This window comes from Sphingobacterium sp. IITKGP-BTPF85 (genome assembly GCF_001006065.1).
In the GTDB taxonomy this organism is placed as follows: Bacteria; Bacteroidota; Bacteroidia; order Sphingobacteriales; family Sphingobacteriaceae; genus Sphingobacterium; species Sphingobacterium anhuiense.
The window spans coordinates 1-13,513 of record NZ_ASZT02000142.1 but is presented as its reverse complement, the minus strand read 5'-3'; the positions used below and the strand labels follow the sequence as shown (position 1 = coordinate 13,513).

Annotated in this window: 10 protein-coding genes and 1 CRISPR repeat array; all 10 genes read right to left on the bottom strand. The window is 37.0% G+C overall.

Translation table 11 applies throughout. The features are described from left to right. Window positions 1-8: 8 nt before the first annotated feature. Window positions 9-3,589: a CRISPR direct-repeat array (repeat unit 30 nt; unit sequence CCTTTAATCGCACCATATAGGAATTGAAAC). Window positions 3,590-3,821: 232 nt separating this feature from the next. Next, the gene (locus tag L950_RS37515; protein ID WP_410528146.1) at window positions 3,822-4,061 is read right to left on the bottom strand and encodes a hypothetical protein; all 240 of its coding nucleotides are present in this window, start codon (window positions 4,059-4,061) and stop codon (window positions 3,822-3,824) included. A 360-nt stretch (window positions 4,062-4,421) separates the two neighbouring features. Continuing rightward, window positions 4,422-5,381 (bottom strand): efflux RND transporter permease subunit, encoded by a 960-nt coding sequence (locus tag L950_RS35865; RefSeq protein ID WP_262507161.1) that lies wholly within the window; start codon window positions 5,379-5,381, stop codon window positions 4,422-4,424. A gap of 61 nt (window positions 5,382-5,442) precedes the next feature. Next, window positions 5,443-7,512: an efflux RND transporter permease subunit gene (locus tag L950_RS20610; RefSeq protein ID WP_262507160.1), complete on the bottom strand. Its 2,070-nt coding sequence runs from the start codon at window positions 7,510-7,512 to the stop codon at window positions 5,443-5,445. 3 nt (window positions 7,513-7,515) lie between these two features. Beyond that, entirely contained in the window at window positions 7,516-7,959 is a 444-nt protein-coding gene (locus L950_RS35860; RefSeq protein ID WP_031288858.1) for an efflux RND transporter periplasmic adaptor subunit, read from the bottom strand. A gap of 14 nt (window positions 7,960-7,973) precedes the next feature. Continuing rightward, window positions 7,974-8,618, bottom strand: coding sequence for an efflux RND transporter periplasmic adaptor subunit (locus L950_RS35855; protein ID WP_197086598.1), 645 nt, complete (start codon window positions 8,616-8,618; stop codon window positions 7,974-7,976). 10 nt (window positions 8,619-8,628) lie between these two features. After that, window positions 8,629-9,882, bottom strand: a complete 1,254-nt coding sequence (locus tag L950_RS20600) for a TolC family protein (RefSeq protein ID WP_021190961.1) — start codon at window positions 9,880-9,882, stop codon at window positions 8,629-8,631. A 68-nt stretch (window positions 9,883-9,950) separates the two neighbouring features. Beyond that, on the bottom strand, window positions 9,951-10,829 hold the full coding sequence (locus L950_RS20595) for a sensor histidine kinase (protein ID WP_231577743.1): 879 nt from the start codon (window positions 10,827-10,829) through the stop codon (window positions 9,951-9,953). A gap of 41 nt (window positions 10,830-10,870) precedes the next feature. Further along, complete coding sequence (locus L950_RS30900) at window positions 10,871-11,284, bottom strand: hypothetical protein (RefSeq protein ID WP_197086596.1); 414 nt, start codon at window positions 11,282-11,284, stop codon at window positions 10,871-10,873. Continuing rightward, a complete protein-coding gene (locus L950_RS20590; protein ID WP_021190960.1) occupies window positions 11,281-11,961 on the bottom strand; it encodes a response regulator transcription factor in 681 nt (226 codons plus the stop codon). Before L950_RS20590 ends, L950_RS30900 begins: the two co-directional genes overlap by 4 nt. A gap of 150 nt (window positions 11,962-12,111) precedes the next feature. Then, a complete protein-coding gene (locus L950_RS20585) occupies window positions 12,112-13,494 on the bottom strand; it encodes a sialate O-acetylesterase (protein ID WP_021190959.1) in 1,383 nt (460 codons plus the stop codon). Between the last annotated feature and the right edge of the window lie 19 nt (window positions 13,495-13,513).

The following is a 13,513-nucleotide window of genomic DNA, read 5'->3' as shown; positions in this document are numbered from 1 at the left end:
CCATAATGCCTTTAATCGCACCATATAGGAATTGAAACACTTGACAATGACCACAATGCGTCTGGCTGATTAAGCCTTTAATCGCACCATATAGGAATTGAAACGAAAGAGCATATTTCACCCTTACAAATACAATAGTGCCTTTAATCGCACCATATAGGAATTGAAACTGATATAACCTTTGCTTACTATTCTCATCTAGTTGCCTTTAATCGCACCATATAGGAATTGAAACTACATTGAATTTACATCCGATGAGGCTGAAGTAATGGCCTTTAATCGCACCATATAGGAATTGAAACACTAGAAGAGATGACTTTGAAATAGATGTTAATATCCTTTAATCGCACCATATAGGAATTGAAACAAATATGATAAACAACTTTGCGCTTGCGGATGTGGTCCTTTAATCGCACCATATAGGAATTGAAACAACGAAACACGAACACGAGCAAATAAACTAAAAAACGCCTTTAATCGCACCATATAGGAATTGAAACAATACACCTTTTCGGCTGTTTGTAACCTGTATTCTCCTTTAATCGCACCATATAGGAATTGAAACAATTTTAAGAGGTACGGGATGTATTTTTGTTAAAACCTTTAATCGCACCATATAGGAATTGAAACATATTACAATTAGGGTAGTTTCAAAGTTTGCTACACCTTTAATCGCACCATATAGGAATTGAAACTAATACAAATCGATTCCTATCGATAAAATAACGATCCTTTAATCGCACCATATAGGAATTGAAACAATACCTGTGCTATTTTAGCTTTTTGATAAGCCCCGCCTTTAATCGCACCATATAGGAATTGAAACATTTTATCACCATTTCTCCAATCAAAATCAACATCACCTTTAATCGCACCATATAGGAATTGAAACTAAGCAGCCTGCGCACGTGCTGTTGCTAATATAGATCCTTTAATCGCACCATATAGGAATTGAAACTGATGAACTTCACTTGTGATACAACACCATTTGCTCCTTTAATCGCACCATATAGGAATTGAAACCTTTTCTACTGGGCGTGATAGTGTGTGGGATCTCCACCTTTAATCGCACCATATAGGAATTGAAACAGAAAGATGGAGAAAGAAACATAAGAAAAGCCTAAGACCTTTAATCGCACCATATAGGAATTGAAACTGCGTTACTTCGCATCCTGCTAATTCGTTCCTTACCTTTAATCGCACCATATAGGAATTGAAACTATCCTAGCTTATAACGAGCATTACGGGTTTATTGACCTTTAATCGCACCATATAGGAATTGAAACTAGAGATTGTAAATGTTATTGTAAATTATTTGTGACCTTTAATCGCACCATATAGGAATTGAAACATAACTGACAACCCGGTTACGGGTGATCTAACTACCTTTTAATCGCACCATATAGGAATTGAAACAAGCGACGGATATTACAGCTAAACGTGTTCTTGAAGACCTTTAATCGCACCATATAGGAATTGAAACGAGTTTGATAGCTTGGGGTCTTTAGAGGTTACAGGGCCTTTAATCGCACCATATAGGAATTGAAACGATTTTGAAACGTGGGTGCATACTGAAATTGACCCCCTTTAATCGCACCATATAGGAATTGAAACGAAGTAAAAGTTCTTAGGTAGGCAATTCCCCCTCCGCCTTTAATCGCACCATATAGGAATTGAAACTTGCGTATGAATTTTATGAATGTAACAATAACTTTTCCTTTAATCGCACCATATAGGAATTGAAACAAAATCAACAGATGAATACGGTACTATGAGGCCATGCCTTTAATCGCACCATATAGGAATTGAAACAGAGTGGATTACAGCCAAGGTAACAAATGGGATGTAACCTTTAATCGCACCATATAGGAATTGAAACAAGAAGATTGAGTTTGTTTATCTACTAGCAGAAGATCCTTTAATCGCACCATATAGGAATTGAAACAATATAACCCCTTCTAGCTTCCTAATAGCCCTACCTTTAATCGCACCATATAGGAATTGAAACATTTGTGGCGACCGAGGGGGTCGATTTGGTTTGGAAACCTTTAATCGCACCATATAGGAATTGAAACATAATGAGAAACACCCTTGTTTCAATAGCTCTAACAGCCTTTAATCGCACCATATAGGAATTGAAACATGTTAAGTTATTAGGCACTGATCTGCTCTTAAAACCCTTTAATCGCACCATATAGGAATTGAAACTATGGAGGACTATTATATGCATTAGAAAAGAATAAGCCCTTTAATCGCACCATATAGGAATTGAAACTGAGTTGATGTTATGGAACTTTATACAATGTTTGATCCTTTAATCGCACCATATAGGAGTTGAAACTACGTAGTAAACAAAACAGTTGTATCAGAAGATCTAACCTTTAATCGCACCATATAGGAATTGAAACAAGGGACGCAGAAAGACAAAGGCAAATAAGAGACGACCTTTAATCGCACCATATAGGAATTGAAACTCACATGAAAAAGTTTAGTGATTTTAAAATTGAACCTTTAATCGCACCATATAGGAATTGAAACCGTCATACGGTAGTTGATACCCGCTTGCTTCTAGCCCTTTAATCGCACCATATAGGAATTGAAACTAAGAAGCTCATATCATGTGTTGATCGGTTGAATGTCCTTTAATCGCACCATATAGGAATTGAAACAGTAATAACAATCCTATAAAAATGTATTTTTTCATTCCCTTTAATCGCACCATATAGGAATTGAAACAATAAAAGCAGACGGTTACGGACATGCCGTTGATCCTTTAATCGCACCATATAGGAATTGAAACGTGCAAATACCACTTTACCCGAAGGCTATATCGACCTTTAATCGCACCATATAGGAATTGAAACTAAGTTAGTTACAGAAGTGTCTTCTTTTGTACTCTCCCTTTAATCGCACCATATAGGAATTGAAACTTATTCCGCTTGTGTTTACTGGCGTTACGTCCGCCCCTTTAATCGCACCATATAGGAATTGAAACGGTTTTAATTCTGCGAGATCCTTGTTTGCAAGTTGCCTTTAATCGCACCATATAGGAATTGAAACGAGTATCAAGACGGATTTAATCAAACTAATGAATGGCCTTTAATCGCACCATATAGGAATTGAAACTTATTCCCGCTGTGTTTACTGGCGTTACGTCCATTTTCTTTAATCGCACCGTACAGGAATTGAAACTCATAAAAGATCAAACAGACCGTTTGTTTTTCGGATCCCTTTAATCGCACCATATAGAAATTGAAACGAGGTTGCCCGGGCGTTAAATGATGTTGATAAGTTTGCCTTTAATCGCACCATATAGGAATTGAAACTTCTTTATCTTATCTATTATCTCAAGCAAATTCTTACCTTTAGTCGCACCATACAGGAATTGAAACAAGACAGTTCATAGCCTGTAAAATACAGATGACAATCCTTTAATCGCACCATACAGGAATTGAAACAAGACACTGGTTAATAACAGAGCTAGGACACGAGGCCTTTAATCGCACCATACAGGAATTGAAACATCATTTCCATTGTTGGGATAAGGTATAAACCAAATCCTTTAATCGCACCATACAGGAATTGAAACTGCTGAACCTATAGCAATAGCTAATGTGCCCTCATCCCTTAATCGCACCAACAGGAATTGATCTTATTAGCAGTTATAAAGTTCCGTCATTTTCAGTTACCTTTAATCGCACCATACGGGAATTGAAACCATGCTTGTACAGCAAAGCGAGAAGTTACACATAACCTTTAATCGCACCATGTAGGAATTGAAACAGGGTAATCAGCTCCCTGACTTGAAGCGTATGTACCCTTTAATCGCACCATACAAGAATTGAAACCTTACTGGGAACCTGCTGATGATTGGCCAGCATATTGCCTTTGATCGTACCATACAGGAATTGAAACGTACGAAGTGCATAGTTCTTTACAATAAGCCTGTGACCTTTGATCGCACCATACAGGAATTGAAACACTTGTGCAAAAATTGCACAAGTTCGATAAAAAGGACCTTTAATCGCACCATACTGGAATTGAAACTTGATGTAGGTCATCCCGTTAGTGAAGGCATAATCTCCTTTAATCGTACCATACAGGAATTGAAACGTCCAATATGTAGATATCTCTACTAATGATATGATTCCTTTAATCGCACCATACAGGAATTTAAATAAAGATTACTAAGGTAATTCTTCTAAACCCTATCCCTACAGAGCTGTATCATTATGAATTAGAAGGAAATAACGCACACGATTTCCCAATTCCTCTTAGAGTTAAGATTAACTCCAAAACACCACTATCATCTTAAATATTATATACAATAACAGATTGATTTGCATCACCTTATTCTACATAAAAAGATCTCCAAAAGCACGAAACTATTGGAAATCTTTTAGTTAAAAAGCTAATTGCCCTTAGACCTTCTCTTTGCGATAAGCCAGATAAAAAACAACTGGTAAAATAGTAAATGACAGTACAAGACAGATCAGCAGTCCACCTACAATCATAATGGCAAGTGGTTTCTGGATTTCAGAACCCATACCTGTTGATAAAGCTGCGGGCAATAAACCCATTGACCCCATTAAAGCAATCATGACAACAGGTCTGATCCGGCTTCGGACACCATGTATAATGGAATCTTTCAACTTCATTTTATGTCTGAGGTTATCTCTGATAACACCAATAAGTACAATACCATCAATCGTAGCCACTCCAAATAAAATGATGAAACCGATACCTGCTGATATCCCAAAGATGGTGCCTGTGGCCCATAGTGAAATAAACCCTCCAATAAAGGCAAAAGGTAATGTGAGAGAAGCAATGGCTGTATCTTTTATATTTCCAAAATTGGCATACAGTAACAATAAAATCAGCACTAAAGAGATAGGAACTACTAAAGCTAACTGTTTAGCGGCACGCTCTTTACTTTCAAATTCCCCTGCCCACTCCATATGATTTTCTTTTGGTAGACTTACTTCTGCGGCTACTACCTGCTTCGCTTCAGCAATCGTACTTCCCAAGTCACGACCATCGATACTAAATCCGACACCGATATAGCGGCTATTGCCTTCACGATATATAAATGCAGGCCCCGTTTGATAATTGATACTCGCAATCTCCTGCAATGGGATATTCTGTCCGTTACTGGTCGGTATTAAAATTTGACCAATTTTAGTTGGGGTATCACGATAAGCTTCTTGAAAACGAAGGATGACATCAAACTGTCGATCACCTTCATAAAAAGTTGTCGCAGCCTGTCCTCCGATCGTCATTTCAATAACAGCCTGAACATCTCGAGTCTGAATCCCATATTTTGCCATCTTGGAATCGTGCAACTGTATTTTGAGTTCTGGCAGTCCGATATTCTTATACACATTGATATCGGCAATACCCTTAACTTTTGCAATAGATGTGGCTACTTATTGGCATATTTCTCTAAATCATAGAGATCATCACCAAAAATTTGATAACCAAAGAGCTCTTCACACCTGCGACATATTCCTCGACATTGTCTTGAATCGGTTGACTGAATCCAAATGTAATACCGGGATAATGATGCAATTTGGTACGCATTTCTTGAATAATATCTTCTTTAGATACTTTTCTTTTCCATTCGCCGGCATCTTTCAGTTGAACATTGAACTCAATATTGAAGAACCCCGTCGGATCTGTCCCATCATTTGGCCGACCTGTTTGCGTCAAAATAAAATCGATTTCTTCGCAATCTTTTTGCATTAAATCTTTCATTTCTGCGGTCAAACGGGTAGATTCTTTCAAATTGACACTATTGGGCAGTGTTGCACGGATGTAAATCGCTCCCTCATTGAGTTTGGGTAAAAATTCGGATCCATAGTGCATAAATTTGAAAAGACATAAAGCTAAAATACCTAAAAATAGACCTATGGTTGTTCTTTTATAACGGAATGCCACGGCATACATCCCGAAAATTGTTTTCTGAAAAAATCGGGTGATCACATTTTCTTTCTCGTCGATATTTTTGGTAAACAACAATTTACACATCGCTGGAACATAGGTCAAACTTAATATCAGAGAACCAAGTAAAGCATAACCCAACGTAAATGCTAAAGGAGTAAACATTTTTCCTTCCACTTTTTGAAAAGAAAAAATAGGCAGTAGTGCAACAATCAGAATAATCAATGCAAAGAAGATGTAAGAAGCTACACTACCAGCACTTTTCTTGATCACCCCTAGCTTACTCATTTTAGCAAAACGCTCGGGTCCTACTTTGTGTGATAACGTAGCCATGGCTACAAATACAGTCTCTACAATAACAAGCGTCCCTTCAAGCAATAAACCAAAATCTAAAGAACCCATAGATATTAGGTTGGCCGGCAGCCCTTGTATTTTCAGCATGATAATAGCAAACAGAAATGCAAGCGGAATGACCGAAGCAACTATAAAGGTTGACTTCCAATTGTAAAGAAAGATAAATACAATCAGTGAAACCAACAGAATACCTTCAACCAGATTTTTAGATACTGTTTTCACCGTATTGTCCACCAATTTGGTTCTGTCGATAACGGTTTCAATCTTTACATTATCAGGTAATGTCCGCTCATTAAGTTCTGTAATTTTTGCTCTCAGATTTTCAATAACAGCTGACGGGTTTTCTCCACGCAACATAACCACAATTCCTTCAACCATATCATTGTTCTCGTTATATCCTACCTGCCCCAGACGAGGTTTATGCGAAACAACGACTTCAGCAACATTTTTAATCAATATTGGCGTAGAACCGTTTAATTTGATTGTGATATTCCCAATATCTTCAATTTTATCCAATAGACCTACTCCACGTACTACATAAGCCTGACTTCCCTGTTCGATGACATCACCACCGACATTCACATTTGATTTCGATACAGCCTCATAGACATCTACTGGAGAAAGGTCGAAATTTTTGAGTTCTGTAGGATTAATTTTGATTTCATAAGTCTTCTCTTCACCACCAAAACTCACAACATCGGCAACTCCAGGTACAGAAAGCAACTCACGTTCAATTACCCAGTCCTGAATAGCAGTTACTTCTTTCAATGGAAGATCACTTTTAATCACATACCTAAAAATCTCTCCTGTTGCACCCGAAGGAGGTTCAATCTCAGCACTTGCTCCTTCGGGTAAATTGACCCCGCTTAATTTGTTGGAAACATATTGCTGTGCATAAAAATCATCAACTCCGTCTTCAAATTGCACCGTAACAACTGATAATCCAAATAAAGATATTGAACGAATGTTGGATTTATGCGGGATACTATTCATCACCTTTGATATAGGCAAAGTAACCAGCTTTTCCATCTCCTCTGCACTTCTTCCAGGCCATTGTGTAATAATACGGCCACGAGTACTCGTTACGTCGGGAAATGCTTCAATAGCTGTATGTCGTAGCGCATAGACACCTCCAAACAGCAATGCTAAGGTTGCAAAAAGAATAAAGGTTGTATTTCGCAACGAGAAGGTCACGATATTTTGAACTAACTTTTGCATACCTTAGGGATTTAACTGTTCAAATAATAACAAAGCGTTTTTACTGATGATCTGTTCGCCTTCATCAAATTTTTCTTGAACAAATGTATACTGCTCATTGGAAGAAATTGTCGTGATACGTTTTGTAGAAATAGCACAGTCATTTTTATAAATAACGACATATTCTTTATTGTTGTGAAAGACAATGGCGCCATTAGGAACAGCATAAGCTTGTGCACCTCCATTGGATTTATCAATAATGATATCGGCCGCTAAACCTGGCATCAATTGTAGATTTTGATTCTCCAGTACCACACGAGCTTTTAATACATGCTCATTGTCATCAAACACATGATATATTTTATCAATTTTTCCAGCATAAAAAATATCGGGCTGTGCGATGGTTTTTACCTTTACCGCATCACCTTCTTTGATGTATTTTAAATTGTTTGCATAAATATTAACCATCACCCAAACTTGCTTCAGATTAGAAATCGAAAAAGCGGATCCTGGTCTGTTGAAATACTTTGTCCAACACTTACCGCTTTTTGAATAATATAACCATTCTTAGGCGCTACAATTTCAAATGATCCCTGTCCTTTTGCGCGATACATTTTTAATATCTGCTGAACTTTATCCAATTCAATTTTTAAACTGGCTAATTCATGTTCACTGGTCAGAACCTCCGATCCTGCTACCATACCGTCCTGCAACAGTTCTTTTTTGGTCTGCAACTGCTTAGTCGCCATTACAATTTGATTTTGTAAATTACGCTGTTCCTGAAAGAGTTCCTGAACATGTGTCGATTTAATCGTCGCCAATATTTGTCCAGCTTTAACATAATCTCCCAATTCAAATCCAACACTTTCAACTGTACCTTCCAATAAACTTCTAAAGGCAACTAGATCATTTTCATTATAATCAATTTTACCAGAAAGCGATAATTGTTCCGTAATGGGTAATAAAGCGATCGGGCTTATGGTCGTTGTTTTTTTCATCTGTTCACTGAGACAGAATTTGGTGGTATCGGCTATACCTTCAGTTGTATTTGAAGTGGCATCGGCACTGCATCCCGATAGCAATTTCATAAAAATGACCATCGGTAAATATATAAGTTTGGTTTTCATCGTCATCTTTCTAAAATTTTTGTCCGGTTAAATATTGTAATTGCGCATGTGCCATTTGATAAGCTAAAGTCATATCAACAATACCCGTTTCGGTTTCCTGATAAGCTTCTATAAAATCAATAAACTCCAATAAAGTGATCTGTTTCTTCTGTAAATGTTTTTGGTAGTTAGCAATCATAGCTTTGCGTTCTTCCGAAGCAATATTTTTTGATTTTAATAAAGTAACTTCATATAGTGCAACTTGATACTGTAAATCTTTGAGCTGTCCTTTCAATTGACTCAGTAACACATTTCGTTGCGATTCAGCATGTTTTGCCATACTTTCGGCGGCTTTTATATTTCCCTTATTTCGGTTCCAAATAGGTAAGTCCATGCTAACTCCAGCACCTACAAAATCACGCATAATATTTCCACCACGATCATAACTTAATTGAAATGTTAGATTGGGCGTTCTTTCAGCTTTTTCGATCAAAAGCTGTTGCTTTGCCTTATCACGTTCGTTGATTTGTTTTTGATAACCAATATTTTGATCTAATAACTGATGCTCAATATCAAGGGGTATTTTTTGAGATAAATTTAACGGCACCTCAGATTGTTCAATTTGCAGATTTTCAATCGTTTCATTCTGAGTCAAAACTTTAATCTTTGTCAACCAATTATTTTTGTCGGCATAAAGTTCCACACGATCTTTTTCAAAATTGATAAGCGCAGCTTGAATACGGAGGTAATCAGATTTAGGAATATTATTGAGGTCGGATTGACGTTTATATTGATTTTCCAAATTCTGATAGAGATTTACAATGGAATCCACGAGCGACTCTTTTCGGGAGACAGCCATATAGCTCCAATATGCTTCATCTAACTCAAATTGTAATTCACGAAGTAATTCTTCATAATCAAGTAAAGCATCTTTCCTTTCTAATGATTTAAGACTGATTCTTTTTTTACGTTTTCCGGCAGTTTCAATCAGCTGTTCTAATTCTACCGCGACTTGCTGTTGTCGCCCGTATTTTCCAAACAGATAAGGTAAAGTCTCTGAGGTACCATTTTTCCAAAGATTGACTTCACTAATACTTAGAGTAGGATTAGACCATAATTTTTCCTGTACGACCAATGCATCTGAAGCAGCTATCTGATACTTTTGAGCAATAAGTTGTCCATTGTTCTGCAGAAGCATATCCTTCAATGCCTGTAACGAATACGTCTGTGCCCGCGATTGACCAACTGTCAATAGAAAAACACCTATAAACCAATATATCTTCACTATTTATTATTTTTAGCAAAGCTAGGCTTAGAAGATTAACAGGAATTTCGAAGTAGATTAGAATTTGATTAGAAATACAACGAGACGATTGTCCCTTTTGTACTAGAACTGATATCCATACGAATGTGATGGAGTTTAAAAATAACATTCGCTAACGATAGACCAATCCCTTTACCCGTATAACCATGTGCATTTTCACCTCTATAAAAATTTTCGGTCACGCGAATAAGTTCCTCTGGCAGAATACCTATTCCTTGGTCGATGATTTCAACAAGCAATTTACCACTATGGGATTTGAGATGAACAACGATAGGTTGATTATTGGAATACTTGACAGCATTTAAAATTATATTTTGAACAGCAAGCTGTAACAGCTTATCATTCGCATCGATTTTTAATATATCGGTATCTGCAACCTGGATATCAACACTGATCTGGGCACCATGTACTAAGGTAAGTTGCTCAATAATTTCCCAAAGTACTTCATCAATACGTATGATCTTAGTCTCAAAATTAGTCTTTGCGCCCGATAGAATCATCATATGATCGATCGTATCACGGAGATCTTCGGTATAACGTTTCAGCTGTAAATTGACGAGCTCATGCTCTTCGACAGTTCTAGGCTTTTGTTTACTCACTTCCAATGTCCCTAAAATCGCGGCAAGGGGTGTTCGCAATTCATGCGATACGTAATCGATAAAGTTTTTTTGAATAGAAAAGGTCTGGCTTAATTTTTCAACAAAGTGATTGTAGGTATCAACCAATTCCTGAACTTCTTGGTAGGATTTATTTAATACAATGGGTTCATTGAAATTTTGATTGTCTTTTTTCTTAATCTGACTGATCATCTTGAGGATCGGATCATAAGCAATATTTCCAAGAAACTGAGAGAAAATCAGGATCAAAATCAATCCAATTAGCGATACAGCCAATAAGATATGCAACAACAGTTTCATCTGATCTTGAAACTCGGCTGTTGACGCCCGTGTTACAATAACAAAATCACCTTCATTATCATGATAAAAAGTCCATTATAAAAAAAAGCATCTGTTTTAAGTTGTGCTTCATCCTGTTTACGTACCAAATCGAAAAAATCTGAAGAAACTGGAGCATCGTCCTCCATCAGTCCATCATAGCGTCTATTAAGGGAGTCCACAACCAGTATATTGCGTTTAGAAATATTCTTCTGAAGTTGATTTTTAATCGATTCATGTTCGATAAATGACACCTCGTCTTTCTCCAGATAAAATAGAGCAGATAAGAGGGTCTTACTCTCCAGATTCCGAAATTCCTGGCTTTCCATCTTAGTATAAAAAGACACATAGATGATCGTCGAGGCAATCAAAATAATCACTCCAAAGATGAAAGCTGCATATATAGAAAGTCGGTTCTTTAAATTCATTGTTCTAACTTAAATAGATACCCTACTCCTTTTACAGTAAAAATATATTTTTGATTTTTTTCTACCTTATTGCGAACATAAGAAATATAAACATCAACGACATTGGTCTGATTATCAAAATTGATTCCCCAAACCGCATTTAAAATCTGAATTCGGCTAACCGCTTTATTCTGATTTTCCACCAAGTACATCAAGAGTTTAAATTCTCGAGGTGATAATTCCACCTCCTGTCCCCCATCAAACACCTTATATTGATCTTTGTCGATCATGAGTGAACCGATCTGTATACATTGGCTTTTTTTAACGTCAAAGCCAATCTGACTACGACGGGTCAGTGCTTTAATCCGAGATAATAATTCATCAAAGTGAAATGGTTTGGTCAAGTAATCATCAGCCCCAATATCTAAAGAATCGACCTTATCTTGTACCGTGTTTAATGCACTCAACATTAAGACAGGTGCACGGCAATCTTTATAGCGCAAAGTACTGACCAGTTGTCTACCATCCATTCCCGGAAGCATAATATCAATAATCAAGAGATCCCATGCTATATTGAGGTAATTAGCAATGACTTCTTCTGCAGACCGACATAACGTAACCAAATAGCCGTTTTCTTCTAATCCTTTAATTAGAAAATCACTGATCCGTTTATCATCCTCCACAACTAATATCTGCATAGTAATTTACTTTAATTCACAAATTTAAAGAAAGGTTAGAGGAAATTAAACAGAAATATGAATATCTAATGAAATTCTAATCTAAAGAAGTAGCGGTGCAAATAGATTTATGATGCTAACAAGCAACCATCAGAAATCTATTTCATTATTTCAAGGGGCTTGTATCAATTTCCCAATTATCTGTTCTAAATGGCGCCATTGGAAGATTATTTTTAGTAAAATATTTCCGATTCCAGTGTTACTAAACTGATAGCGTACCGCTACAGGAGCCTTCACTTGTTTATTGGAGACAAGGAGTTGATTTCCTTTTATTTTAACTGTTGCAGGATAGAATACTTTATCCGCTCCAGCAATAAAAAGCTCCTTTGGTTGATCTCCTTTTAAAACTAATCCTGATGTAGCATAATCAAAGTCGAGGATAGCTTCTTTATCCTTTATTGTTAATGATTTAAACATCGGGCTTTTGTGCGCATCTTTCTTAAGACCATAGGTTTCTACTAAAGCAAGGTTTGCTAATCTTAGACCTACATCTTTTTTATTTGTAGGGTGAATGTTCAACGTATCTGTGACTAAATCTGAAATCACCACCATTCCTGTATTTTTTGTAGTAAGGTTTTTAGCCTGCGCTTCTCTCAATAAAGCTCCGACACCATGTCTTTCATAACGAAATGGTGCAATCTGTACATAATAAAATGGAAATTCTTTATTCCATGCCTTACGCCATGATCCAACCATGGTATTGATCAATTCCGTATAAGTAGATGCTGTCTCTTTATTACTTTCACCCTGATACCAGATTGTACCTGCTATTTTATAATTGACAAGTGGAGCAATCATGGCATTGTAAGCATATCCTGGCGATACAGGCCACCACGCTGTAGGTTTATTGTTAGTTGCCCCTTCTTTGAGAACCGTATTATTATTCACCAGCTCTTCGGGAGTCCACACTTCAGCTGGTGTACCGCCCCAATTGCTACCGATCAATCCAATTGGAACATCTAAATCTTCGTTGAGGTGTTTACCAAAATAATAACCTACTGCGCTAAAATTCTTTATGGCGTTACTGTCACAAACTGACCAATTACCTTCATTATTATCCTGTGGTGTTTGAGAAGTTGTTTTAGGGATATTAAACAATCGAATATTACGTGTGTTTAGTTGGGAAAACTCATCCTTTATACTTGTGATACCTTGATTGTATGACCACTCCATATTAGATTGACCGCTACAGACCCACACCTCTCCGATCAATATATTTTCAAGGACTATTTTATTATTTCCTTGAAGCGTAATACTGTAAGGTCCGCCTGCTTGTGGCGTCTGGATATCGATCTGCCATTTTGCATTTCCGTCGGCAACGTTTTCGCTAACCTTATTATCCCAAGAAGTAGTGATTTTAATCTTTTCACCCGGCTCTGCCCATCCCCATAGCTTAGTTGTGGATTTTTGTTGTAGGACCATATTACTCCCTAAAATATTAGGAATGACGAATTTTTGCCAGTCATGTCGCTGTGAAACAAGAAAGGATACCAACTAGCAAGTATTGTTTCAT

What these genes read in the sequence shown, in the direction of transcription:
- L950_RS37515 (WP_410528146.1), bottom strand. Translation starts at nt 4,061, where the DNA reads ATGACCTACATCAAGTTTCAATTCCAGTATGGTGCGATTAAAGGTCCT.
- L950_RS20610 (WP_262507160.1), bottom strand. Translation starts at nt 7,512, where the DNA reads ATGCAAAAGTTAGTTCAAAATATCGTGACCTTCTCGTTGCGAAATACA.
- L950_RS35860 (WP_031288858.1), bottom strand. Translation starts at nt 7,959, where the DNA reads ATGGTTAATATTTATGCAAACAATTTAAAATACATCAAAGAAGGTGAT.
- L950_RS35855 (WP_197086598.1), bottom strand. Translation starts at nt 8,618, where the DNA reads ATGAAAACCAAACTTATATATTTACCGATGGTCATTTTTATGAAATTG.
- L950_RS30900 (WP_197086596.1), bottom strand. Translation starts at nt 11,284, where the DNA reads ATGAATTTAAAGAACCGACTTTCTATATATGCAGCTTTCATCTTTGGA.
- L950_RS20590 (WP_021190960.1), bottom strand. Translation starts at nt 11,961, where the DNA reads ATGCAGATATTAGTTGTGGAGGATGATAAACGGATCAGTGATTTTCTA.